At 62.1% G+C, this 24356-nt stretch carries 21 protein-coding genes and 1 rRNA gene; 19 read left to right on the top strand and 3 right to left on the bottom strand.

Translation table 11 applies throughout. The features are described from left to right. Positions 1 to 21 precede the first annotated feature (21 nt). The 16 genes from rpmI (at position 22) to BJD99_RS08970 (ending at position 17879) form a co-directional block, all read left to right on the top strand. Complete coding sequence (gene rpmI / locus BJD99_RS09045) at positions 22 to 216, top strand: 50S ribosomal protein L35 (RefSeq protein ID WP_084346736.1); 195 nt, start codon at positions 22 to 24, stop codon at positions 214 to 216. A gap of 88 nt (positions 217 to 304) precedes the next feature. Then, positions 305 to 694 carry a 50S ribosomal protein L20 gene (gene rplT, locus BJD99_RS09040; RefSeq protein ID WP_084346513.1) on the top strand — a complete coding sequence of 130 codons (390 nt, stop codon included), beginning with the start codon at positions 305 to 307 and terminating at the stop codon, positions 692 to 694. Between the two features lie 38 nt (positions 695 to 732). Then, complete coding sequence (locus BJD99_RS09035) at positions 733 to 1539, top strand: RNA methyltransferase (RefSeq protein WP_084346512.1); 807 nt, start codon at positions 733 to 735, stop codon at positions 1537 to 1539. 72 nt (positions 1540 to 1611) lie between these two features. After that, positions 1612 to 2682: a phenylalanine--tRNA ligase subunit alpha gene (gene pheS, locus BJD99_RS09030; RefSeq protein WP_084346511.1), complete on the top strand. Its 1071-nt coding sequence runs from the start codon at positions 1612 to 1614 to the stop codon at positions 2680 to 2682. A 73-nt stretch (positions 2683 to 2755) separates the two neighbouring features. Beyond that, positions 2756 to 5242: a phenylalanine--tRNA ligase subunit beta gene (gene pheT, locus BJD99_RS09025; RefSeq protein ID WP_084346510.1), complete on the top strand. Its 2487-nt coding sequence runs from the start codon at positions 2756 to 2758 to the stop codon at positions 5240 to 5242. Positions 5243 to 5303: 61 nt separating this feature from the next. After that, on the top strand, positions 5304 to 5837 hold the full coding sequence (locus BJD99_RS09020; RefSeq protein ID WP_084346509.1) for a hypothetical protein: 534 nt from the start codon (positions 5304 to 5306) through the stop codon (positions 5835 to 5837). Between the two features lie 55 nt (positions 5838 to 5892). After that, entirely contained in the window at positions 5893 to 6963 is a 1071-nt protein-coding gene (argC, locus tag BJD99_RS09015; protein ID WP_084346508.1) for an N-acetyl-gamma-glutamyl-phosphate reductase, read from the top strand. Next, complete coding sequence (gene argJ, locus BJD99_RS09010) at positions 6960 to 8186, top strand: bifunctional glutamate N-acetyltransferase/amino-acid acetyltransferase ArgJ (RefSeq protein WP_084346507.1); 1227 nt, start codon at positions 6960 to 6962, stop codon at positions 8184 to 8186. Before argC ends, argJ begins: the two co-directional genes overlap by 4 nt. After that, positions 8183 to 9091 (top strand): acetylglutamate kinase, encoded by a 909-nt coding sequence (gene argB, locus BJD99_RS09005; protein ID WP_084346506.1) that lies wholly within the window; start codon positions 8183 to 8185, stop codon positions 9089 to 9091. The genes argJ and argB overlap by 4 nt, the downstream gene beginning before the upstream one ends. Continuing rightward, the gene (locus tag BJD99_RS09000; protein WP_084346505.1) at positions 9088 to 10287 is read left to right on the top strand and encodes an acetylornithine transaminase; all 1200 of its coding nucleotides are present in this window, start codon (positions 9088 to 9090) and stop codon (positions 10285 to 10287) included. The genes argB and BJD99_RS09000 overlap by 4 nt, the downstream gene beginning before the upstream one ends. A 2-nt stretch (positions 10288 to 10289) precedes the next feature. Further along, on the top strand, positions 10290 to 11225 hold the full coding sequence (gene argF, locus BJD99_RS08995; protein ID WP_084346504.1) for an ornithine carbamoyltransferase: 936 nt from the start codon (positions 10290 to 10292) through the stop codon (positions 11223 to 11225). A 26-nt stretch (positions 11226 to 11251) separates the two neighbouring features. Then, positions 11252 to 11746: an arginine repressor gene (locus BJD99_RS08990; RefSeq protein WP_256895596.1), complete on the top strand. Its 495-nt coding sequence runs from the start codon at positions 11252 to 11254 to the stop codon at positions 11744 to 11746. Between the two features lie 58 nt (positions 11747 to 11804). Further along, positions 11805 to 13004, top strand: coding sequence for an argininosuccinate synthase (locus BJD99_RS08985; RefSeq protein WP_084346503.1), 1200 nt, complete (start codon positions 11805 to 11807; stop codon positions 13002 to 13004). Further along, a complete protein-coding gene (argH, locus tag BJD99_RS08980) occupies positions 13001 to 14446 on the top strand; it encodes an argininosuccinate lyase (protein WP_373270528.1) in 1446 nt (481 codons plus the stop codon). The genes BJD99_RS08985 and argH overlap by 4 nt, the downstream gene beginning before the upstream one ends. 93 nt (positions 14447 to 14539) lie before the next feature. Continuing rightward, complete coding sequence (locus BJD99_RS08975) at positions 14540 to 17566, top strand: AMP-binding protein (RefSeq protein WP_084346501.1); 3027 nt, start codon at positions 14540 to 14542, stop codon at positions 17564 to 17566. Positions 17567 to 17672: 106 nt separating this feature from the next. Continuing rightward, positions 17673 to 17879, top strand: coding sequence for a Trm112 family protein (locus BJD99_RS08970; protein ID WP_084346500.1), 207 nt, complete (start codon positions 17673 to 17675; stop codon positions 17877 to 17879). Here the strand turns inward: BJD99_RS08970 and BJD99_RS08965 are convergent. Genes BJD99_RS08965 through BJD99_RS08955 form a run of 3 tightly spaced genes read right to left on the bottom strand, consistent with a single transcriptional unit; the run spans position 17876 to position 19985 of the window. Next, the gene (locus BJD99_RS08965) at positions 17876 to 18496 is read right to left on the bottom strand and encodes a TetR family transcriptional regulator (protein WP_084346499.1); all 621 of its coding nucleotides are present in this window, start codon (positions 18494 to 18496) and stop codon (positions 17876 to 17878) included. The genes BJD99_RS08970 and BJD99_RS08965 overlap by 4 nt on opposite strands. Continuing rightward, positions 18493 to 19248 carry an ABC transporter permease gene (locus BJD99_RS08960; RefSeq protein WP_084346498.1) on the bottom strand — a complete coding sequence of 252 codons (756 nt, stop codon included), beginning with the start codon at positions 19246 to 19248 and terminating at the stop codon, positions 18493 to 18495. Before BJD99_RS08960 ends, BJD99_RS08965 begins: the two co-directional genes overlap by 4 nt. Beyond that, complete coding sequence (locus BJD99_RS08955) at positions 19245 to 19985, bottom strand: ABC transporter ATP-binding protein (protein WP_084346497.1); 741 nt, start codon at positions 19983 to 19985, stop codon at positions 19245 to 19247. Before BJD99_RS08955 ends, BJD99_RS08960 begins: the two co-directional genes overlap by 4 nt. Positions 19986 to 20123: 138 nt before the next feature. Here BJD99_RS08955 and BJD99_RS08950 point away from each other — a divergent pair, with 138 nt between their 5' ends. From BJD99_RS08950 to BJD99_RS08940, 3 genes are all read left to right on the top strand, one after another. After that, positions 20124 to 20714, top strand: a complete 591-nt coding sequence (locus tag BJD99_RS08950) for a DNA-3-methyladenine glycosylase (protein WP_256895595.1) — start codon at positions 20124 to 20126, stop codon at positions 20712 to 20714. Between the two features lie 38 nt (positions 20715 to 20752). Further along, complete coding sequence (tyrS, locus tag BJD99_RS08945; protein WP_084346495.1) at positions 20753 to 22033, top strand: tyrosine--tRNA ligase; 1281 nt, start codon at positions 20753 to 20755, stop codon at positions 22031 to 22033. Between the two features lie 570 nt (positions 22034 to 22603). Next, a 16S ribosomal RNA gene (locus BJD99_RS08940) occupies positions 22604 to 24121 on the top strand. The last annotated feature ends 235 nt before the right edge of the window (positions 24122 to 24356 follow it).

Below are 24356 nucleotides of genomic sequence, written 5' to 3'. Positions count from 1 at the left end.
CAACACAGAACTGAGGACTCCATGCCCAAGCAGAAGACTCACAGTGGCGCCAAGAAGCGATTCAAGGTGTCCGGCAGCGGCAAGATCATGCGCCAGAAGGCTGGTCGTCGCCACTTGCTGGAGCACAAGTCCAGCAGGAGAACCCGTCGTCTCGACGGCGTCGCAGTTGTGACCAAGGCCGATGTGCCGCGGATGAAGCGCCTGCTCGGCATCTGATCTGGACTTCATAGTCGACCGTCTTGGTCGGCGCCATCCCATTACCATTCGGGGTTTCTAGAAGCCCCCAGATCGACAGGATTTGCCAGTGGCACGCGTAAAACGGGCGGTCAACGCCCAGAAGAAGCGCCGTTCGATTCTCGAGGCATCCAAGGGATACCGCGGACAGCGCTCACGTCTGTACACCAAGGCCAAGGAGCAGCAGCTCCACTCGCTCACCTATGCATACCGTGACCGCAAGGCACGCAAGGGTGACTTCCGTCGGCTGTGGATCACGCGTATCAACGCAGCAGCTCGCGCCAACGACATCACGTACAACCGCTTGATCCAGGGCCTGCGGCTCGGAGGCGTCGAGGTCGACCGCAAGATCCTCGCCGAGCTCGCTGTGTCGGATGCACCGGCTTTCGCCGGCCTCGTGGCCATCGCCAAGGCTGCATTGCCTGCCGACGTCAACGCTCCTGCTGGAGAAGCAGCCTGAGCAAGCTGACGCACGACGATCTAGATCCTGAACGGCCCGTGGACATGCTCACCGAGCGGACTCCACGGGTCGTTTCGGCTGTGAAGCTGTTGCGTGCGTCGGAGCGTCGAAAGTCGGGGCTTTTTCTGGCCGAAGGAACCAACTCGGTGACCGAGGCACTCGGTGCGGGTGTCGTCCGAGAGTTGTTCTATGCGGAGGATTCCGCCGATCGCAACGGCAGCGTTCTCGATGCGGCCCGCAGCGCGGGAATTCGAACCCATGCCATCAGCGCTCGAGCGGCAAAGGGTCTGTCCGACACGGTGACGCCGCCTGGGATCGTCGCGGTCTGTCGACTCGTGGATGTGGCGCTCGGCGATGCCCTCGGAGTCGATCCCACTTTGATCGCTGTTCCGGTGGAGGTATCTGAGCCGGGCAACGCGGGCACGGTCATCCGGGTCGCCGACGCCGTCGGTGCCGATGCGGTCGTGCTGCTGGGGGATTCGGTCGATCCGCACAACGGCAAATGTGTACGAGCGTCGGCGGGGAGTCTTTTTCACTTGCCGATCGCTCGCGAACGCTCGGTCGAACAGGGGCTCGGTGCCCTGCGGGCGAGCGGAATGAAAATTCTTGCCACCGCCGCCGATGGTGAGATCGATCTCGATGATGCCGACGAGCTGCTGAGTGGTCCGACGGCGTGGTTGTTCGGCAATGAAGCTCACGGATTGGACGCGACTGTGGCAGCTTCGGCCGATCATCGCGTCAGGATTCCCATTCATGGTCGTGCCGAGAGCTTGAATCTGGCAACAGCGGCAGCTATCTGCTTGTACTCGAGTGCCCGCGCTCAGCGCAGGTCCCGCAATAATTGACTCGACCTTCTCGCTTAGGATCGGCAGAGTCGTTCGAACGACATCACCCACCATCAAGGAGTTGCACCTCTCGTGGCGAAGAAAGATGGCGACAACGCCCAGCCTGTCGATCCGAGCGTGCTCGACGAGTCCGCGCTGGCTGCTGCGGTCGATGGTGCGGAGAAGGCATTCGCCGAGGTATCTGATCTGGACGAGTTGTCGAAGGTGAAGATCGAGCACATCGGCAACCGCGCGCCGCTGGCCCTTGCTCAGCGTGCTCTCGGCTCGATTCCGGGGGATCAGAAGGCTGACGCCGGCAAACGCGTCAAGGTCGCGCGCGATCGCGTGCAGAAGGCGTTCGACGCGCGCCGCGAGGTTCTTCTCGCCGAGCGCGATGCGGCGATTCTCGTCGCCGAGACGATCGACGTGACGTTGCCGTCGAATGCTCGTCCGGTCGGCGCTCGTCACCCCATCACGATCATTTCCGATCAGGTAGCGGACGTTTTCGTCGCAATGGGATGGGAAGTCGAGGAGGGTCCGGAAGTCGAGACCGAGCATTTCAACTTCGACGCTCTCAACTTCCTGCCTGATCATCCTGCGCGCACCATGCAGGACACGTTCCATATCGCACCCGAGGGTTCCCGTCAGGTGCTTCGGACTCATACCTCGCCTGTACAGGTGCGCTCGATGCTGTCGCGCGAGTTGCCGATCTACATTGTCTGCCCTGGTCGGACCTTTCGCACCGACGAGCTCGACTCGACGCATACCCCGGTGTTCCACCAGGTGGAAGGTCTTGCGATCGACAAGGGGCTGACGATGGCTCACCTGCGTGGAACTCTCGACGCGTTCGCGCGTGCACTGTTCGGTGACGAGACGCGCACTCGTATGCGTCCCAACTACTTCCCGTTCACCGAGCCTTCGGCGGAGGTGGACGTGTGGTTCCCGAAGAAGAAGGGCGGAGCCGGCTGGGTGGAATGGGGCGGCTGCGGAATGGTCAATCCCAAGGTTCTCCGTGCCAGCGGAATCGATCCGGAGGTGTACTCGGGATTTGCATTCGGGATGGGCTTGGAGCGGACTCTGCAGTTCCGCAACGACATTCCCGATATGCGCGACATCGTCGAGGGCGATATCCGTTTCACGTTGCCCTTCGGCGTCGAGGCCTGACGGACGCAACGTTTCTTTACCGACTGCCCGCGAGGCACCACCGTTTTCGACACGCAGAAAGAGCTGAGCAGACGTGCGAGTTCCACAATCCTGGTTGACCGAGGTTCTACAGCGCACGGCGCCGCAGTGGAAAGTGACGCCGGAAGAACTCGACGAGGGCTTCGTTCGGGTCGGCTTCGAGGTCGAGGAGCTCGATTCGCTCGACCAGGTGACGGGCCCCCTGGTCGTTGGTCGGGTCACGTCGATCACCGAGTTGACGGAGTTCAAGAAGCCGATTCGTTTCTGTTCGGTGGACGTCGGGGCAGACGGACCGCAGGAGATCGTGTGCGGGGCTCGTAACTTCGCCGAGGGTGATCTGATCGTCGCTGCGCTGCCAGGCAGCGTGCTTCCGGGTGGATTCGCCATTGCTGCGCGTGAAACGTACGGCAAGACGTCGAACGGCATGATCTGCTCGACGCTGGAGCTCGGTCTCGGCCGTGATCATGCCGGCATTCTGGTCCTGCCCGAGGGGACTGCGACGCCCGGCGACGATGCCAAAGTGGTTCTGGGTCTGGATGATTCGGTCATCGAGCTCAACGTGACGCCGGACCGTGGCTACGCGTTCTCGGTGCGTGGTCTCGCGCGTGAGCTTGCAAGTAGCTTCGATCTCGAATTCGCCGATCCGGCCAGTGGTCCGGTGCAGAACAACGAAGGTGAAGTGTGGCCTGCGACGGTCGAGACCGAGTCGAACGCCGCTCGGTTCGCGCTGCGGAAGGTCAGTGGAATCGATCCGGCTGCGGTCACGCCGTGGTGGATTCAGCGTCGTCTGCTTCTCGCGGGCGTCCGGCCGATTTCGGCGGCGGTCGATGTGACGAATTACGTTCTGCACGAGCTGGGACAGCCTCTGCACGCGTTCGACGCTGCGAAGTTGTCGGGTGACATCGTCGTCCGTCGTGCAAAGGCAGGGGAGAAGCTCACTACGCTCGATGACGTCGAGCGGACTCTGGACGCGGAGGATGTCGTCATCGCCGACGATTCCGGTGCGATTTCGCTGGCCGGAGTCATGGGTGGGGCATCGACCGAGGTCGGCGCCGACACCGTAGATGTGATTCTCGAAGCTGCCTCGTTCGATCCCTTGGCGGTGTTTCGGACCGGTAGGCGTCACAAATTGGTGAGCGAGGCCAGTAAGCGTTTCGAACGCACGGTGGATTCCGCGCTGCCGGTCGCTGCGCTCGATCGTGCCGCTCAGCTGCTCGTGGACATCGCCGGCGGCCGAATCGAACCGCTGCTGACCGATGTCGGATCGGCCGTGGTGTTCCCCGCCGTTCGCATGGATATCGACCTGCCCGACCGCATCGCCGGGGTGGCGTATCCGAACGGCGTCGCGGCGCGCAGGCTCACTCAGGTCGGGTGCGAGGTCGAGGTCGGCGTCAGCGAGTCGGGCCACGGCGAACTCGTCGTGACGCCGCCGACCTGGCGGCCGGATCTGCAGCAACCCGCAGACCTCGTCGAGGAAGTTCTGCGGCTGGAGGGTCTGGAGAAGATTCCGTCCGTATTACCCTCAGCACCCGCAGGCCGCGGACTGACCCCCACGCAGAAGCGAAAGCGCGCAGTCGGCAAGTCGCTTGCCTTCGCCGGTTACGTCGAGGTATTGCCGAACGTGTTCCTTCCGACAGGGGTCTTCGATACGTGGGGCCTTCCGGCGGATGATGCGCGTCGGCGAACCACGACGGTGCTCAACCCGTTGGAAGCCGATCGGCCGGAACTGGCGACGACCATCCTTCCCGGCTTGCTCGAGATTCTCGCGCGCAACGTCGCTCGTGGTCAGCGTGATCTGTTGTTGTTCGGAATAGCGCAGGTCGTCCTGCCCGGTGACGACACCGTCACGGTGGAGCCCATTGCCGTCGATTCTCGACCGTCGGACGCCGAGATCGCTCACCTGCGTGGGTCGCTGCCGGATCAGCCCGTTCATGTGGGTGCGGTCCTCACCGGTCACAGTGTGCCGGCCGGTCCTTGGGGTCCGGGCCGACCAGTGGAGGCGTCGGACGCTTTCGCCGCGGCGAGAACCGTCGCGACTGCAGCGGGGGTCGAGATCGAGTTGAGGGCGGCGCAGAAGCTGCCGTGGCATCCGGGGCGATGCGCGGAGTTGGTTGTCGAGGGTGTAGTGGTGGGCTATGCGGGGGAGCTGCACCCGGCAGTGCTCGAGCGGGCGCAATTGCCGTCGCGCACGTGTGCGGTCGAGATGAATCTTGATGCACTGCCGATCATCGAGTCGTTCCCGGCGCCGGTCGTCTCTCCCTACCCGGCGGTGATGCAGGACGTCGCGGTCGTGGTTGCCGACACGGTCCCAGCCTTCGAGGTGGAATCGGCGTTGAAGTCCGGCGCGGGTGAATTGCTCGAGAGCATTCGGCTTTTCGATGTCTACGAAGGCGAGCAGGTCGGCGAGGGGCAAAAGTCGCTGGCTTTTGCTCTCGTCTTCCGCGGTGTGGACGGAACGTTGACCGAGGCGCAGGCGTCGGAGGCTCGCGATGCGGCAGTAGCTGCAGCGGGAGAAGCAGTCGGAGCGCGCTGGCGAAGCTGATACGTCCGTTGTCGTTCTTCCGTAGCGTGGGGGCACGGACTCACGGGACAGAGGAGGAATCATGGGCACTGGTAGCGCAGAAGATCGATCCGATGTAGCGGTGCTGCGGGAGGTGCTCGCTTCGGTTGGCGGCCGTCCGGCTCTCGCGCCGGTCCAAGCCGCCGCATCGGCGTTGCTGGCGGAAATAGATACGGCCAGTAGTGGTGTCGAGCCTGGCAAGGTTCCGCCGGGCGATATTCCGGATGTCGACGTTCCGGGGTTGACGCGGCCGCAAATCGACCAGCCGCTCGGTGACCCGCCGTTGGGTATTCTGGATGCCGAAGTTGTCGGTGACAGCGGCGTCGATCAGTCGATCGGAGGCGTGAGCACCGGTTACTCGGCCCATGGGTCGCCGACCGGATACAGCGAAGACGGTGTTCCGACGTGGGACAACGTTCGGGACAAAGTCGAGCTTCGGACGGGTACCGCGCTGGGCGCCGAGGAACTCGATCACCTCAGCCCGGCTGGTCGTACGCTGGATGAGCAGTGGAACGAACGTCAGGAGTCGGGCCGAAAGAAGCTCGAGGAGATCCGACGGTCGATGAAGGACAGTTGAGCGCTCGGTCGCCCCAACTATGAATGAGCTTGCATGATGGTGCATAATCAAACGTATGGTTGATGCTACGAAAGACGGTGAGCGGTCAGCTCCGCTGAGAATCGCAGTCGCGGGGGCAAGCGGATACGCCGGCGGCGAGATTCTGCGATTGTTACTCGGCCACCCGGGCGTGCGATCAGGAGCGCTCGTCATCGGATCGTTGACCGCCGGAGGTAATGCGGGCGCGGCACTGGGGGACTTCCATCCCCATCTACTGCCGCTCGCAGATCGCGTGCTGTCCGAAACGACCATCGATGAACTTGCCGGACACGACGTCGTATTTCTGGGACTTCCGCATGGCAAGTCCGCAGAAATCGCGAATCAGCTTCCCGAGACCGTCGTTATCATCGATTGCGGTGCCGACTTTCGCCTCACCGACCCATCCGCATGGGAGAAGTACTACAAGACTCCGCACGCGGGGACGTGGCCTTACGGTCTGCCCGAATTGCCGGGTGCGCGGGAGAAGCTCATCGGTGCCACGCGCATCGCTGTGCCGGGTTGCTACCCGACGGTGTCGAGTCTTGCGCTCGCGCCGGCCGTCGCTGCCGGCATCATCGAGCCGCGTGTCAATGTTGTTGCCGTGACCGGAACTTCGGGGGCCGGACGCGCCCCGAAGGCGGACCTGCTCGGGTCCGAAGTCATGGGCTCTGTGCGGGCTTACGCGGTCGCAGGTGCCCATCGGCACACTCCGGAGATAATTCAAAATCTTTCTGCGCTGTCGCCGGTCCCGGTCTCGGTGTCGTTCACTCCGATCCTCGCTCCCATGCCCCGCGGAATTCTCGCCACCTGCACAGCCGTCACGACAGCGACGCAGGAGCAGGCGATCGAGGTGTACGAAAAGGCCTATGCCGCTGAGCCGTTCGTGCACGTACTCGGTGGTGGCAGGTTACCGCAGACAGGAGCTGTGATCGGGTCCAATGCAGTGCAGCTCAGTGTGTCGGTCGATGTCGACGCCGGTTTACTCGTCGTCATCGGTGCGATCGACAATCTGGCCAAAGGCACCGCAGGCGGCGCAGTGCAATCGATGAATCTTGCCCTTGGAATACCAGAGACCGACGGTCTCTCGACAGTGGGAGTTGCACCGTGACCAGTCTTGCTGATGCGCATGCCTTGCCGGGCAAACTCGTTCGGACACAGGGAGTGACGGCTTCCGCCGGTTTTCGCGGCGCTGGAATCGCTGCAGGCATCAAGGTCAGCGGTAGAACCGACCTTGCGTTGGTCTTCAACGAGGGCCCGGATCTGACCGCGGCAGGCGTCTTCACCCGCAACAAGGTCAAAGCTGCACCCGTGCTGTGGTCGCAACAGGTGCTGCGTACCGGAAAGCTCCGTGCGGTCATCCTGAACTCGGGTGGTGCCAACGCCTGCACGGGTGCACCCGGATTTCAGGATGCGCATCGCACCGCGGAGGAAGTGGCTGCAGCGCTCAGCAATTGGGGGACCGAGACCGGGGCTGTCGAGGTCGCAGTCTGTTCGACCGGGCTGATCGGTGACAGGTTGCCGATGGACAAACTGATACCCGGTGTCACCGAGGTGGTTCATGAGCTCGCCGGTGGTATTTCCGGCGGAACCGATGCGGCACATGCCATCATGACGACGGACACCGTGCCCAAGCAAGCTGCGATTCACCATGTCGACAAGTGGAATGTCGGTGGAATGGCAAAGGGCGCAGGGATGCTCGCGCCCTCGCTCGCGACGATGCTGTGCGTCGTCACGACCGATGCCGTTGCCACCGCGGACCAGCTCGACACCGCGCTGCGCAACGCCACCCGGTTGTCCTTCGACCGGCTCGATGTCGACGGCGCGACGTCCACGAACGACACCGTATTGCTTCTGTCCTCGGGCGCGAGCGGGGTGACACCGTCCCAGGACGATCTCGACGCTGCAGTACTTGCTGTCTGTGATGATCTGGCAGATCAGCTGATGGCCGACGCAGAAGGCGTCACCAAGCGCATTCTCGTGAAGGTGTCCGGGGCGGTATCTGAGGACGACGCACTGATCGGTGCCCGAACGGTCGCGCGTGACAGTCTCGTGAAAACAGCGCTGTTCGGTTCTGACCCGAACTGGGGCCGAGTGCTGGCCGCAATCGGTATTGCGCCGATCGAGCTCGATCCCGACCGACTCTGCGTCTCGTTCAATGGACATCCGGTATGCATCGATGGTGTCGGAGCTCCCGACGCCCGCGAGGTGGATCTGTCGGGTGAAGATATCGAGTTGACCATCGATCTGGGTGTCGGCGACGCGTCGGTGGTCATCCGCACGACCGATCTCTCACATGCCTACGTCGAAGAGAACTCGGCGTACTCCTCGTGACCGGGTCGGATTTGTCGGCTACGCAGAAGGCGCACACGCTCGCGGGTGCGCTGCCGTGGCTGCAGAAGTTTCACGACAAGATCATCGTGGTCAAGTACGGCGGCAACGCCATGATCGACGAGGATCTCAAGCGTGCGTTCGCCGCAGACATGGTTTTTCTGCGGACCATCGGCATCCATCCGGTTGTCGTGCACGGCGGCGGACCACAGATAACTGCGATGCTGTCGCGCTTGGGCATGAACGGGGAATTCCGTGGAGGATTCCGCGTCACCACCCCTGAGGTCATGGATGTCGTGCGGATGGTGCTGTTCGGCCAGGTAGGTCGCGAGCTCGTCGGTCTGATCAACAGTCACGGCCCCTACGCCGTCGGCATCTCCGGGGAAGATGCGCATCTTTTCACCGCATCGAAACGCACGGTGATGGTCGACGGCATCGAAACCGACATCGGCCTCGTCGGCGACGTCACCTCGGTCAATCCGGATGCCGTGCTCGATCTCATCGCCGCGGGCCGGATTCCAGTGGTCTCCACCATCGCACCCGATTCCGACGGCGTCGTGCACAACATCAATGCAGATACTGCCGCGGCAGCGCTGGCGGAAGCAATCGGCGCCGAGAAATTGGTTGTCCTCACCGATGTCGAAGGGCTGTACATCAATTGGCCCGATCGTTCCTCTTTGACGTCGAAGATCGATGTCGACGCATTGTCGGCGCTTCTGCCGTCCCTCGACGCAGGCATGGTGCCCAAGATGGAAGCCTGCCTACGTGCAGTTCTGGGTGGTGTTCCGTCGGCACACGTCATCGACGGCCGAGTGCCGCACTCGGTTCTCGTCGAACTCTTCACGGGCGAAGGAATCGGCACGATGGTGCATCCCGCCCAACACGCAGAAAAGGAAAACCAGCTATGACCGACCATGTCGCAACTGTCGATCTCCAGGCGCGGTGGTCGAACTCGCTGATGAACAATTACGGCGTGCCGCGTGTCGCTCTGGTCCGCGGTCAGGGCGCTGTCGTCACCGACGCGGACGGCAAGGAATACCTCGACCTGCTCGCTGGGATAGCTGTCAACATCCTCGGTCACGCGCATCCCGCCGTCATCGAAGCGGTGACCACGCAGTTGTCGACCCTGGGGCACACGTCGAATCTGTATGCGAGCGAACCGGGAATCGCCCTGGCCGAACAGTTGCTCGCGAATCTCGGCGCGGAAGCGTCGGGTCGAGTGTTCTTGTGCAACTCGGGCACTGAGGCCAACGAGGCTGCCTTCAAGATTGCCCGGTTGACGGGTCGACCGAACATCGTTGCGGCAGAGAAGTCGTTCCATGGGCGCACGATGGGTGCCTTGGCGTTGACAGGTCAGCCGGACAAGCGTGCACCGTTCGAACCGATGCCTGCAGGCGTTCAGCACGTGCCGTACGGCGATGTTGCAGCGCTCGAGGCTGCGGTCGATTCCGATACTGCCGCGGTGTTCCTCGAACCGATCATGGGTGAGGGAGGCGTTGTCGTTCCTCCCGAGGGGTATCTCGTCGCCGCTCGCGAGATCACGGCCCGTCACGGCGCACTGTTGGTTCTGGACGAAGTCCAGACCGGCATCGGCCGCACCGGCTGGTTCTACGCGCACCAGGCCGTGGGAATTGTGCCGGACGTCATCACGCTCGCCAAGGGCCTCGGTGGCGGATTGCCGATCGGTGCCTGCATCGGTATCGGGGAGGCAGCCACCTTGCTGCACCCGGGTAAACACGGCACGACGTTCGGCGGGAATCCCGTGTGTGCCGCCGCTGCCCTCGCGGTCCTGCGCACGATCGCACAGGACGATCTGATCTCGCATGCAGATCGGATGGGGAAGCTGCTCATTCATTCGATCGAGGAATTGAATCACCCTCTCGTCGACCGAGTCCGCGGTGCAGGCCTGCTGCTCGGCGTGGTGCTGACCCGGCCCGTCGCGCCCGCCGTCGAGTCGGCCGCACGTGAAGCCGGATTCCTGATCAACGCGGCGCAGCCCGATGTGTTGCGTCTCGCTCCACCACTCGTACTGACCGAGGACCAAGCTGCATCGTTCGTCGCAGCGCTTCCCACACTTCTCGATTCAGCACAGGAAACGGAATAGCCATGGCAATGATCAACTTCCTGCGGGACGACGACCTGACTCCGCAGCAACAGGGCGAGGTTCTGGCCATCGCCGCCGAACTCAAGCGCGCTCCGTTCTCGAAGCGACCACTCGAGGGGCCTCAGGGCGTCGGAGTCATCTTCGAGAAGAATTCCACTCGAACTCGTTTTTCCTTCGAGATCGGGATTGCACAGCTCGGCGGTCATGCTGTCGTCGTCGATGGCCGCGATACTCAGCTGGGGCGTGAAGAGACTTTGCAGGACACGGGCAGGGTGCTCTCGCGCTACGTCGAGGCGGTGGTGTGGCGCACGTTCGGGCAGGAGCGACTCGAACAGATGGCCTCTGGTGCCACCGTCCCGATCGTCAATGCGTTGTCCGACGAGTTCCATCCGTGCCAGGTGCTCGCCGATCTGCAGACTCTCGCCGAGCATAAGGGCTCTTTGACGGGCCTCGAACTCGCGTACTTCGGTGACGGCGCGAACAACATGGCGCATTCGCTTCTGCTCGGCGGCGTCACCGCAGGAATCAATGTGACGATTGCTGCGCCGAAGGAGTTCGCACCGCGGGACTACGTTCTCGAGGCTGCTAGGGAGCGTGCTGCGCAGACGGGGGCCACGATCACGATCACCGACGACCCGCAAGCCGCAGCGACAGGCGCAGACGCCCTGGTCACCGATACGTGGACTTCGATGGGCCAGGAGAACGACGGACTCGATCGCGTCGCACCGTTCCGGCCGTACCGGATCGATGCGGAGCTGTTGGCGCTCGCCAAGACCGACGCCGTCGTGCTGCATTGCTTGCCCGCACATCGCGGGGAGGAGATCACCGACGAAGTTCTCGACGGGCCTCGCAGCGTCGTATGGGACGAGGCCGAGAACCGGTTGCATGCACAGAAGGCACTGCTGGTCTGGCTGCTAGAGCAGGCGCGACGGCCGTGAGCGAGCAGGTGTCGTCGATGTCGTCGATGCCGCTGACGGCGTCTACGCGGGCGGGCAGGCAGGCACGCATCGTGTCCCTGCTGTCGACACACCAGGTGCGCAGTCAGCCGGAGCTTGCATCGTTACTGGTCGCCGAAGGTATCGATGTAACCCAGGCGACACTCTCGCGGGATCTCGACGAGCTCGGAGCCGTCAAACTTCGTGCGGCCGACGGCGGCGCCGGAGTCTACGTGGTACCCGAGGACGGTAGCCCTGTTCGAGGCGTATCCGGCGGAACTGACCGACTCACTCGCATGCTCGGCGAGCTGCTCGTATCGACGGACTGGAGCGGAAATCAAGCTGTTCTCCGAACTCCGCCGGGCGCTGCGCACTACCTCGCCAGCGCGCTCGACCGGGCCTCGTTGAGGGAGATTGTGGGAACGATTGCCGGGGATGACACCATTTTGGTGATCGCCCGCGAACCACTCACCGGACAAGAGCTCGCGGACAAGCTGGAAAGATTGGCCAGACGCGCGGATTAGCAGTCCCGCAGACGGCAAAACCGAGAATTACCCACAGCTACAAAGGAGCGCATACATCATGGCCGAACGCGTCATTCTCGCCTACTCGGGTGGATTGGACACCTCCGTCGCCATCAGCTGGATCGGCAAGGAGACCGGTAAAGAGGTCGTCGCCGTCGCCATCGATCTGGGTCAGGGCGGTGAGGACATGGAGGTCGTGCGCCAGCGCGCCCTCGATTGTGGTGCTGTCGAGGCCGTCGTCGTGGACGCTCGAGACGAGTTCGCCGACGAGTACTGCTTGCCGACGATTCAGAACAATGCGCTGTACATGGATCGCTACCCGCTGGTGTCTGCGATCAGCCGTCCGCTGATCGTCAAGCATCTCGTCGAGGCCGCTCGTTCGCACGGGGGCACCGTCGTCGCGCATGGTTGCACCGGTAAGGGCAACGACCAGGTCCGCTTCGAGGTCGGGTTCAACACACTGGCACCCGAGCTCGACGTCCTCGCTCCTGTTCGCGATTACGCCTGGACGAGGGAGAAGGCGATTGCGTTCGCCGAAGAGAACAAGATTCCGATCAACGTCAGCAAGAAGTCGCCCTTCTCGATCGATCAGAACGTGTGGGGCCGTGCAGTCGAAACCGGCTTCCTCGAAGATCTGTGGAACGCCCCGACGAAGGACGTCTACGACTACACCCAGGACCCATCGGCCAACTGGACAGCCCCGGACGAGCTCATCATCGGCTTCGACAAGGGCCGCCCGGTCAGCATCGACGGCCGTCCGGTGTCGGTTCTCGAAGCGATCCAGGAACTGAACACGCGGGCGGGCGCTCAGGGCGTCGGCCGTCTCGACGTCGTCGAGGACCGTCTCGTGGGCATCAAGAGCCGCGAGATCTACGAGGCTCCCGGCGCGATGGTCCTGATCCGCGCGCACGAGGAGCTCGAGCACGTCACCCTCGAGCGTGAGCTAGGACGCTACAAGCGGCACACCGATCAGAAGTGGGCCGAGCTGGTGTACGACGGTCTGTGGTATTCCCCCCTCAAGGGTGCCCTCGATACGTTCAACGAGCACACCCAAGAGCACGTGTCCGGCGAGATCCGCCTTGCACTGCATGCGGGTTCCATCAGCGTCAACGGACGCCGTAGCGACAAGTCGCTGTACGACTTCAACCTCGCGACGTACGACGAGGGCGACACTTTCGATCAGTCTTCCGCCAAGGGCTTCGTTCAGCTTCATGGGTTGTCGTCGAAGATCGCCCACAAGCGGGAGCTGGGATTGTGAGTTCGGCCGAGGCTCATGGCACCAACGAGGGGTCACTGTGGGGCGGACGCTTTGCGTCCGGCCCCGCAGCGGCCATGGCTGCGCTGAGCAAATCCACACATTTCGACTGGGTGCTCGCGCCCTACGACATTCGGGCGTCGATGGCACACGCCCGCGTCCTCAACGGCGCAGGTTTGCTGACGGCTCAGGACCTCGAGGCTATGCTTGCTGGTTTGCAGGGGTTGGCCGACGATGTCGCCTCGGGCGCCTTCGTGGCAGCGGAGTCCGACGAGGATGTCCACGGTGCACTGGAACGGGGTCTGATCGACCGGGTGGGAGCCGAGGTCGGCGGACGTCTTCGGGCAGGCCGCTCACGCAACGACCAAGTCGCGACACTGTTCCGGATGTGGCTACGTGACGCAGTTCGTCGGGTATCGACGGGTGTGCTCGATGTAGTGGATTCCCTTGCGACGCAGGCTGCGTCGCATTCGAGCGCCGTCATGCCAGGAAAGACGCATTCGCAGGCGGCGCAGCCGGTTCTTCTGGCACATCATCTCCTCGCTCACACTCATCCGTTGCTGCGAGATGTTCAGCGGTTCGTGGACTTCGACGTCCGGGCCGCAGTGTCGCCCTACGGATCGGGGGCGTTGGCTGGTTCCTCGCTCGGGTTGAGCCCGGAGAAGATTGCCGCGGAGTTGGGGTTCGATTCTTCGGCGGAGAACTCGATCGATGCAACTTCCTCACGTGATTTCGCGGCTGAGGCGGCTTTCGTCCTGGCGATGACGGCCGTCGACCTCTCGCGTCTGGCGGAGGAGATCATCTCGTGGAGCACGCCGGAGTACGGCTATGTAACGCTGGCCGACGCGTGGTCCACCGGAAGTTCGATCATGCCGCAGAAGAAAAATCCCGACGTCGCGGAGCTGACGCGTGGTAAATCCGGTCGGTTGATCGGAAATCTCACGGGATTGTTGGCAACCCTGAAGGCTCAGCCTCTGGCGTACAACAGGGACTTGCAGGAAGACAAGGAGCCGGTCTTCGACTCCGTTGCCCAGTTGGAGTTGCTGCTTCCGGCTCTCGCCGGTTTGGTGCAGACCCTCGAGTTTCACGTCGATCGCCTGGCAGAACTGGCGCCGGCAGGCTTCACACTGGCCACCGATATCGCCGAGTGGCTGGTTCGTCAGGGCATTCCGTTCCGGGTGGCGCACGAAGCTGCAGGTGCGTGTGTGAAGGCAGCCGAGGCACGCGGTGTGGGCTTGGCCGAACTTACCGATGAGGAGTTGTCCTCTATCGACCCGGCTCTGACGCCGGAGGTGCGCACCGTTCTGACCGTAGAGGGATCTATCTCGTCTCGTGATTCACGAGGCGGGACTGCTGCGGTTCAGGTTGCCAAGCAGTTGGACGGAGTTCGTTCGACGGCGGACCGCCTTCGGAATTGGGTCGATTCGGGCATCGGAGCGCACTGAGACGCAAAACAGTCATGTTCGCCGGATTTCTGACGGTCGTGTGGCAAGCTTGCGGAAACGTGGCAAGTGGGCGGTCGGAGTCCGTATCCCGAAATGCAGGGGATTGAACCGGGAGTTGTAGTTGTGGGACTGAACGCAGACGCGGTGCGCGGACCGTTGCGACGTGCGATCGCAACTGCACAGAACGGATTGGAAGTCCTCCGTTTGGGTGGACTCGAAACCGAGGTCGATCCATCTCCCTTCAAGATCGTCGATCGAGAACCGATGTACAAGTTGCGTCGCTATTTCCCCGACGCCCTCGGTACCGATTCCAGGCCTCCGGTCGTTCTCGTTCCACCGATGATGGTGTCAGCGGACGTATACGACGTGACCACCGAACACGGCGCCGCCGGGATTCTGCACGGGATGGGTCTCGATCCGTGGGTCGTCGATTTCGGTTCGCCCGACACCGAGGAAGGCGGTTGGAGTCGCACCCTCGCCGATCATGTCGTAGCCATCAGTGAGGTCATCGACAAAGTTCACGAGCACACCGGACGTGACGTCCACCTTGCCGGTTATTCCCAGGGTGGGATGTTCTGTTACCAAGCGGCTGCCTATCGCGGCGGACGAAACCTGGCCAGCCTCATCACGTTCGGCGCTCCCGTCGATACGCTGGCTGCACTGCCGCTCGGTATTCCAGCCGGCGTGGCGACGCGCGGCGCCGAATTCCTTGCCGACCACGTCTTCACTCGGCTGGCGGTGTCCGGATGGATGGCCCGTACCGGATTTCAACTGCTCGATCCAGCCAAGACCGTGCGATCTCGGCTCGATTTTCTACGACAACTCCACGACCGCGAGGCGTTGCTTCCGCGTGAACCACAGCGTCGTTTCTTGGCGCTCGACGGCTGGGTCGCGTGGTCGGGTCCCGCTGTTGCGGAGCTTTTGAAGCAATTCGTAGTGCACAACAGAATGATGACCGGCGGGTTCGTCATCAAGGATCGCCTGCTCACCTTGTCGAATCTGACGGTTCCGGTTCTCGCGTTCCTCGGCGAGGTCGACGACATCGGGCAACCGCTGGCCGTGCGCGGCATCAGGCGGGCAGCGCCGCGCGCAGAAGTGTACGAGAGTACGCTGCGCGCAGGACATTTCGGGCTCGTAGTCGGGAGTTTGGCAGCATCACAGACGTGGCCGACAACGGGAGAGTGGATTCGTTGGCGTGAGGGTCTGGGAGACAAGCCCGAGGCAGCGCACGAAATGATGTACGACGAGCACCAGGACACCGACAGTGGTGTGTCGGTGAGCAACCGGATCATCCACACTGCAGCCTCGATTGCCGAAGTCGGCGTAGGGGTCGGCCGTGGACTCGCAGCTGCTGCAACGGGCGCGATGCGTGGCACTCGCGAGATCTCCACCGAGGCCGTACGAACCTTGCCGAGGTTGGCGCGACTCGGTCAGATGCAACCCCACACTCTGGTGAGCCTGGGACGACTCATCGCGGAACAGGGACGAAAGTCGCCCAACGGTGAGTGCTTTCTGTTCGACGACCGTGTCCACACCTACCGGGCTGTCAATGCTCGTATCGACAATGTGGTCCGAGGGCTGCTCGCGTCGGGTGTCAGGCCGTCCGCTCGCATCGGTGTACTGATGGACACTCGCCCCAGCGCGCTGGCGGCCATCGCAGCGTTGTCGCGTATCGGCGCTGTCGCAGTACTTTTCCCACCGGGTGGAGATCTCGAGAGCGCACTGCTAGCGATCGACGTCGACACCGTCATCGCCGATCCCGAGAACATGAAAGCAGCGACTTCGGTGGCCGCCAACGTACTCGTTCTGGGTGGCGGAGACGCTCGAACTCTCGATATCCCCTCGGGTTCCGATGTCGTCGATCTCGAACTGATCGATCCGGACTCGGTGCGATTGCCCGCGTGGTACTCACCGGATCCTGGCCGTGCCCGTGAACTCGCGGTGGTGCTGTTCAACCCGACCGAACGTGGGTTGGAACCGCGCTTCATCACCAATCATCGTTGGGCCCTGTCTGCGTTCGGCACTGCAACAGCAGCGGCTTTGGGTAGTGGCGACACGGTGTATTGCCTTGCCCCTCTTCATCATTCCGCCGGTTTACTGGTCAGCGTGGGCGGTGCGCTTGCCGGCGGTTCGCGCATAGCGCTCTCGCGTGGTCTCGAACCGACCAGATTCGCCGAGGAGGTATCTCGTTACGGGGTCACCGTCATCAGCTACACCTGGGCGATGATGCAGGCGATCCTCGACGACGAGCTATCGGCTCTGGACCTCAGTCATCCGGTTCGACTCTTCATCGGGTCCGGAATGCCCGTCGGACTCTGGAAGCGGACGCTCGAGCGGTTCGCGCCTGCGCGGGTGCTCGAGTTCTATGCCTCCACCGAGAACGACGTCATCCTCGCCAACGTCGGCGGTTCGAAAATCGGCTCCAAGGGCCGACCGCTTCCGGGGAGCGCCAGGGTGGCACTTGCCGCCTACGATCCGATCAACGCCCGGCTCGAGGAGGACGAAGACGGTTTCGTTCGCATGTGCCGAGACGATGAGGTCGGCCTTCTACTCGGTCGTCCAGGAAGCGACGGCGAGGTCACCAGTCCGCTGATGCGCGATGTCTTCCAGCCAGGAGACTCGTGGATTCCGACGGAGAATCTGTTTCGACGCGACTCCGACGGGGACTTCTGGCTCGTCGACCGCAAGGACACCGTCGTGAAGGCTCGACGCGGACCGGTCTTCACTCAGCCGATCATCGACGCGTTCGGTGACGTCGAGGACGTCGTGTCGGTGGTCGTGTACGGCGTAGATCCGATCGGCTCGAGTAGAGAACATCACCGTTCGGATCGACGTGTCGACGAGATTGCAGTCTGCGGGGTGTCCGTGCGGGGCGACAACTCGCTACCGGTCAAAACCGTAAGCGATGTGTTGGCAGTGTTGCTGCCGGCGCAGCGCCCCGACATCGTCCACATCGTCGACGAAATTTCGCTTTCTCGTGCGTTCCGGCCGAAGATGACCGAACTGCAGAGAGCTGGGGTTCCGGCTCCGGGTGTCAGGTCCTGGTACTACGACGCCGACTCGGGGTCTTACCGACGGTTGACCAAAGCGGTTGTCGCCGAACAGTTCACGAAGAGCTGACAGAGCCTCCGTAGGCAGTCGAGGCTGCGATGGATCGGTCATCGGATAAGTTGATCGCACGGACTTCGCTCCGGCCAGGTAGGACAACACCGAGAGAAGGACTTCAGTGGCTATCGATCAGACGCTCCTCAGCATTCTTGCTTGCCCCGTGGACAAGGGGCCGTTGCTACTCGTAGAAGACGAACTGTTGTACAACCCCCGACTGCAGCGCGCTTACCCGATCGAGAATGGGATTCCTGTGTTGCTGGTAGATGAGGCGCGAGACGTGGATCAGGCCGAGCACGAGTCGATTGTGGCGCGGGCGCAGTCCTAGTCGCTATTTTCGGGCATCGGCCCGGTGAGGTATTGCTGCAGGATCGGGGCTACCCAGTCGACAACCCGCGCGACGGGCATCGACGCCAGTGGTTCGAGCGCGAGTATGTGCCGGGCGAGCAGCAGTCCAGCCATTTGTGACGCGACGAGGTTCACGCGTTCGAGCGCCGAGCCGATCGGGCTGTCGACTCTTTTCGCGACGTCGCGGAGTGCGACCTGCAAGAGAAATGTACCGATCAACGTCGTGTCCCCGGATGCGATCATGGATCGGAACGCTGCGATGACGGCTTCACCGTCTTTCGAGTCCCACACTCCCAGAATTGCAGTAGCCAGGGCGCGACCAAGGTCGTCGTTGTCGGCAGCTGCGACAGGTTCCAGAACTTCGGCTGGGTCTGCGGGGAGTGCAATGGCTGCAACGAACAGGCCTCGTTTGGTGCCGAAGTAGTGGTGGACGAGTGCAGAGTCGACGCCTGCATCGGCAGCGACGCTGCGGATGGAGGTCGTATCGAAACCGGACTGCGCGAACCGGGTGCGAGCGGACGCAAGGATCGCCTCCCGGGTTTTCGATTGCCCTGGCCTTCGCCCTGATTTGCTTCCGACACCGTTCGCTTCGGTCACGGGGTTCTCCGTCGCAGCGTTGCCGCTCCAGCACAAAGAGCGAGCACGGTGAAGCCGGCGACCACCGCTATGTCGGCCCCCATTCTCCCGGTCACGCCGGTGTGCAGCGAGACTTCTTGCAGTGCATCGACGGCGTAGGTGAGTGGCAGAAAGTTACTGATGATGTGCAGCCAGTCCGGCATCTGATCACGCGGAACGAGCAGGCCACACAGGAAGAACTGCGGAAGCACTACCAAGGGCATGAATTGAACTGCCTGGAACTCGGTTTTCGCGAAGGCGCTGCACAGTAGACCGATCGACACGCCCAACATCGCCACGAGCACAGCAATGACGACAACCCACACGGCTGGTCCGGCCGTCGTCAATCCGAGTGCCCCGAAAGTTACCGTGCAGGCGAGGAGGGCTTGACCGAGTGCGGCTACGGAAAATGCCGACCCGTAGCTCCCCAACAACTCCAACTTCGACATCGGAGTCGTCAGTAGTCGTTCGAGGGTTCCCGAAGTTCGTTCACGTTGCATCGCGATGGAGGTGATCAGGAACATCACCACGAACGGGAGGATGCCGAGCATCGTGATTGCGATGCGGTCGAACAGCGACTGCTGGCCGGCCGGTGTCGGAACATTCGCGTACAGGAAATAAAGCAACACCATCAGTAGTGATGGGACCAGCAAGATCATCGCGACGGTTCGACGATCAGCCCGCAGTTGTCGCAGGATCCGCCCGGTACCCGCGGCGTAGATGCGCGCGCTCACGACGCCGCCTCGATCGATGCCGTGGAGAGGATCAACGAGAGGAATGCTTGTTCGAGGCTCGTTTCACCCGTCCGGGAGCGGAGTTCGGCTGGACTGAGCTGCGCCAATACTCTGCCGTCGCGCATCAAGATCAGTCGACTGCAGTGATCGGCCTCTTCCATGGCGTGACTGGACACCAGAATTGTGGTGCCGGATGCGGCGAGGTCGGCAAATCGTTTCCACAGCTCGGCACGGAGTACAGGATCCAGTCCGACGGTCGGTTCGTCGAGGACGATGAATTCGGGCTCCGCGACCAGTGCACTTGCCAGCGATACCCGACCCAGTTGACCGCCGGACAATTCACCCGCCGGCGACGATGCATGGTCGGTGAGTCCGACGGACTCGATGGCTGAGTCTGCAGATGCGGCTGTGCGTCCGAACAGTGCGGCGAAGTAGGCAACGTTCTCGCGAACCGTCAGATCGCCGTAGACGCTGGGGGCTTGCGCGACGTAGCCGACAGTGGCACGCAGGCGTGTGGACCCGGCAGGGAAGCCGAGCACGGTGACCGTTCCGCTCTGGACTATCTGAGTACCGACGATGGCCCGCATCAGCGTCGACTTTCCGCATCCGGAGGGTCCGAGAAGCCCCGTGATGGTGCCGCGTGGGATGGACAAGTTCACATCATCGAGAGCCACTCTTTTTCGGCGCCGAACGTTGAGGTTCGTAATCTCGACTGCATTCACCGAATCGACAGACATGGCGGCGCCTCCTGGATCTCATCGTTTGATGATTTCATCGCATGATGAATTTATAACCCCGGCGATGGCCAGCGGTCAAGGGACGAGATGATAGGACACGTGGACCTGGCAGAACTCGAATACGGTGACCCTCCGGCGATGGCACGACGGATACTCGGTGGCACTTTGACTGCCGGCGGCGTCGCGGTTCGAATCGTCGAAGTAGAGGCATACGGCGGACCGGTCGACGGTCCGTGGCCGGACCCGGCCGCGCACTCGTATCGCGGTCAGACGAACCGCAACGCGGTGATGTTCGGGCCCGCGGGTCGCCTGTACGTCTACCTCAGCTACGGAATGCACCTCTGCATGAACGTCAGCTGTGGTCCCGACGGGACACCCGCCGCCGTGCTTCTTCGGGCAGGTGAGGTTGTTGCCGGCCACGACATCGTGGCGGCGCGGCGCCCAGCCGCACGATCGGCTGCCGCCTTGGCCAGGGGGCCGGGAAATCTCGGCAGCGCACTTGGAATCGGTCTCGAAGACAACGGAACAGTGCTGCTCGACTCAGATTCGTCGATCACTCTGGCATGGCCCCTGGTTGCTGCGAGTCCCGTTGAGATCGCATCCGGCCCTCGCGTGGGGGTCAGTGTTGCGGCAGAAAGAGAATGGCGATTCTGGATTCGAGGGTCTTCGGCGGTATCGAGCTACCGGCGCAGTCCGAAGGCTCGACTGGTGGGTGAGCCGGAGGCCTGACGACGGCGTCCTAACGCACATGCGGGAGAATCGAACGCGTGAGTGAGAACATAATCGACGAATTGACCTGGCGAGGGCTCATCGCGCAGTCCACCGATGTGGACGAGCTGAAGAAGGCGACCGAGGCGGGGCCGATCACTCTGTATGCGGGCTTCGATCCAACCGGTCCCAGCCTGCATGCGGGTCACCTGGTTCCGTTGCTCGCACTGAAGCGCTTTCAGCGCGCCGGTCATCGCCCCATCGTCATGGCGGGCGGCGCGACGGGCCTGATCGGCGACCCGCGGGACGTGGGGGAGCGGACCATGAACTCCTCCGATACCGTCCGCGACTGGTCCGATCGAATCCGCGGACAGCTCGAGAGGTTCGTCGAATTCGACGAGACTCCGACGGGCGCGATCGTAGAGAACAACCTGCACTGGACCGGCGAGCTGTCGGCGATCGATTTCTTGCGGGACATCGGCAAGTATTTCTCCATCAACGTGATGCTGGCACGGGACACGGTGAAGAAGCGGCTCGACGGCGACGGTATGTCCTACACCGAGTTCAGTTACATGCTTCTGCAAGCGAACGACTACGTGCAGTTGAGGCGCACGTACGGGTGCTCGCTACAGATCGGTGGGTCCGATCAGTGGGGGAACATCGTTGCAGGGGTGGAACTGAACAGGCGCCAGGACGCAGAGTCCGTGCATGGGATGACGGTCCCGTTGGTCACGTCTGCAGATGGAAAAAAGTTCGGCAAGTCCACCGGTGGGGGCAGCTTGTGGCTCGACCCCGAGATGACCAGCCCGTACGCCTGGTACCAGTACTTCGTGAACACCGGCGACGCCGACGTGGTGAAGTACCTTCGCTGGTTCACCTTCCTGGACCGAGCCGAGCTGGATGAGCTGGACCTTGCAACCAAGGAGCGACCCCATGCCCGCGAGGCGCAGCGTCGCCTTGCGGCCGAGATGACGACCCTGGTTCACGGTGAAGCGAACACCCGTGCGGTGGAGCTTGCCAGCCAGGCGTTGTTCGGCCGCGCGGAACTGGGTGAGCTCGACGAGACAACTCTTGCCGCGGCACTGCGCGAGGCGTCGATTGCACAGGTTCAGGAGGGCGAGCCCAAGACGATTGTCGATCTTCTCGTAGCCACCGGGCTCTCGGACAGTAAGGGTGCGGCGCGGCGGGCCGTAAAGGAAGGCGGTGCTTCGGTGAACAACCAGAAGGTCGTCACCGAGGACTGGACACCGAGTGCCGGCGACCTTCTTCACGGGCAATGGCTGGTGGTACGCCGTGGAAAGCGAAACTTTGCCGGAGTACAGATCACCGGATCGTTGTAGTCGACAAAGTGGTGGCCGGAGTCACATGCGTGTGATTCGGGCGGAAGAGTCAGTAATAGGAGCCCGGACCTCCTGCCACCACGGATTTTGGACGGCAGACTTGCAGTGACCTGGGGATTTGACGCGTTGTTCTCCTGCGCGTAACTTTATCCAAGTCAGAGCGAGCCGGACACCGACCGGGTCTTCACAGACCGGGACACGAGGTTGTACGGGGTTTGCACTGAAAATCCTGGTTCGGCAAGATGGTGTTGTCGTGTCCGGGTGATCCGATGTGACGGGGTTATTGACTCGGTCGCTTGGATTAGCTAGGCTGGAACGGTTGCCCCAGGCGCTGCGAGAACATTGTTTTCGTGGGTGTGTGGTGTGTGCGTGTTCTTTGAGAACTCAACAGTGTGTCGATGAATGTCAGTGCCGAATTTTATATTTGGTGAAAGCATCCGATGTCGATGATCATCCGCTTGTGGTGGTTATGGTTGGGTGTTGTTTTATAGCTAGTTGAGTTTTTTTGCTAGTGATTTGGCTCTTATGTCTTTGACTGATTAGCAGCTTCGGCTGTGATATCTAGAGTCTTTTACGGAGAGTTTGATCCTGGCTCAGGACGAACGCTGGCGGCGTGCTTAACACATGCAAGTCGAGCGGTAAGGCCCTTCGGGGTACACGAGCGGCGAACGGGTGAGTAACACGTGGGTGATCTGCCCTGCACTCTGGGATAAGCCTGGGAAACTGGGTCTAATACCGGATATGACCTGCTCTCGCATGGGGGTGGGTGGAAAGATTTATCGGTGCAGGATGGGCCCGCGGCCTATCAGCTTGTTGGTGGGGTAATGGCCTACCAAGGCGACGACGGGTAGCCGACCTGAGAGGGTGACCGGCCACACTGGGACTGAGACACGGCCCAGACTCCTACGGGAGGCAGCAGTGGGGAATATTGCACAATGGGCGAAAGCCTGATGCAGCGACGCCGCGTGAGGGATGAAGGCCTTCGGGTTGTAAACCTCTTTCAGCAGGGACGAAGCGCAAGTGACGGTACCTGCAGAAGAAGCACCGGCTAACTACGTGCCAGCAGCCGCGGTAATACGTAGGGTGCGAGCGTTGTCCGGAATTACTGGGCGTAAAGAGTTCGTAGGCGGTTTGTCGCGTCGTTTGTGAAAACCCGGGGCTCAACTTCGGGCTTGCAGGCGATACGGGCAGACTTGAGTGTTTCAGGGGAGACTGGAATTCCTGGTGTAGCGGTGAAATGCGCAGATATCAGGAGGAACACCGGTGGCGAAGGCGGGTCTCTGGGAAACAACTGACGCTGAGGAACGAAAGCGTGGGTAGCAAACAGGATTAGATACCCTGGTAGTCCACGCCGTAAACGGTGGGCGCTAGGTGTGGGTTCCTTCCACGGAATCTGTGCCGTAGCTAACGCATTAAGCGCCCCGCCTGGGGAGTACGGCCGCAAGGCTAAAACTCAAAGGAATTGACGGGGGCCCGCACAAGCGGCGGAGCATGTGGATTAATTCGATGCAACGCGAAGAACCTTACCTGGGTTTGACATACACCGGAAAGCCGTAGAGATACGGCCCCCCTTGTGGTCGGTGTACAGGTGGTGCATGGCTGTCGTCAGCTCGTGTCGTGAGATGTTGGGTTAAGTCCCGCAACGAGCGCAACCCCTATCTTATGTTGCCAGCGCGTTATGGCGGGGACTCGTAAGAGACTGCCGGGGTCAACTCGGAGGAAGGTGGGGACGACGTCAAGTCATCATGCCCCTTATGTCCAGGGCTTCACACATGCTACAATGGCCAGTACAGAGGGCTGCGAGACCGTGAGGTGGAGCGAATCCCTTAAAGCTGGTCTCAGTTCGGATCGGGGTCTGCAACTCGACCCCGTGAAGTCGGAGTCGCTAGTAATCGCAGATCAGCAACGCTGCGGTGAATACGTTCCCGGGCCTTGTACACACCGCCCGTCACGTCATGAAAGTCGGTAACACCCGAAGCCGGTGGCCTAACCCCTTGTGGGAGGGAGCCGTCGAAGGTGGGATCGGCGATTGGGACGAAGTCGTAACAAGGTAGCCGTACCGGAAGGTGCGGCTGGATCACCTCCTTTCTAAGGAGCATTCTCCAGAAGATGTACCAGCACACAGGTGTTGGATGATGTTCTGGCAGAGCCCGTTTAGGTTCCATATGTGAATCTGCGGGAGCTCACGGGTGGAACACTGACAATGAGATCGTGCGTATCGGTTGATCCTTGGTGGTCGGCCGGCGTGGTCTATATCGGCATACTGTTGGGTCCTGAGAGAACACGCGTGAGTGTGTTTCTTTCTAGGCAAGACGGATACAGG

The organism is Rhodococcus sp. 1163, from assembly GCF_002091985.1.
In the GTDB taxonomy this organism is placed as follows: Bacteria; Actinomycetota; Actinomycetes; order Mycobacteriales; family Mycobacteriaceae; genus Rhodococcoides.
Note: the sequence above shows the minus strand (reverse complement) of the source record. Positions and strands in the feature narration are given on the sequence as shown.

Excerpts from the sequence above, each read along its gene's own strand:
- rpmI (WP_084346736.1), top strand. The coding sequence starts at position 22 with ATGCCCAAGCAGAAGACTCACAGTGGCGCCAAGAAGCGATTCAAGGTG.
- BJD99_RS09020 (WP_084346509.1), top strand. The coding sequence starts at position 5,304 with ATGGGCACTGGTAGCGCAGAAGATCGATCCGATGTAGCGGTGCTGCGG.
- argC (WP_084346508.1), top strand. The coding sequence starts at position 5,893 with ATGGTTGATGCTACGAAAGACGGTGAGCGGTCAGCTCCGCTGAGAATC.
- BJD99_RS09000 (WP_084346505.1), top strand. The coding sequence starts at position 9,088 with ATGACCGACCATGTCGCAACTGTCGATCTCCAGGCGCGGTGGTCGAAC.
- argF (WP_084346504.1), top strand. The coding sequence starts at position 10,290 with ATGGCAATGATCAACTTCCTGCGGGACGACGACCTGACTCCGCAGCAA.
- BJD99_RS08990 (WP_256895596.1), top strand. The coding sequence starts at position 11,252 with ATGCCGCTGACGGCGTCTACGCGGGCGGGCAGGCAGGCACGCATCGTG.
- BJD99_RS08985 (WP_084346503.1), top strand. The coding sequence starts at position 11,805 with ATGGCCGAACGCGTCATTCTCGCCTACTCGGGTGGATTGGACACCTCC.
- BJD99_RS08975 (WP_084346501.1), top strand. The coding sequence starts at position 14,540 with ATGCAGGGGATTGAACCGGGAGTTGTAGTTGTGGGACTGAACGCAGAC.
- BJD99_RS08955 (WP_084346497.1), bottom strand. The coding sequence starts at position 19,985 with ATGTCTGTCGATTCGGTGAATGCAGTCGAGATTACGAACCTCAACGTT.
- BJD99_RS08950 (WP_256895595.1), top strand. The coding sequence starts at position 20,124 with ATGGCACGACGGATACTCGGTGGCACTTTGACTGCCGGCGGCGTCGCG.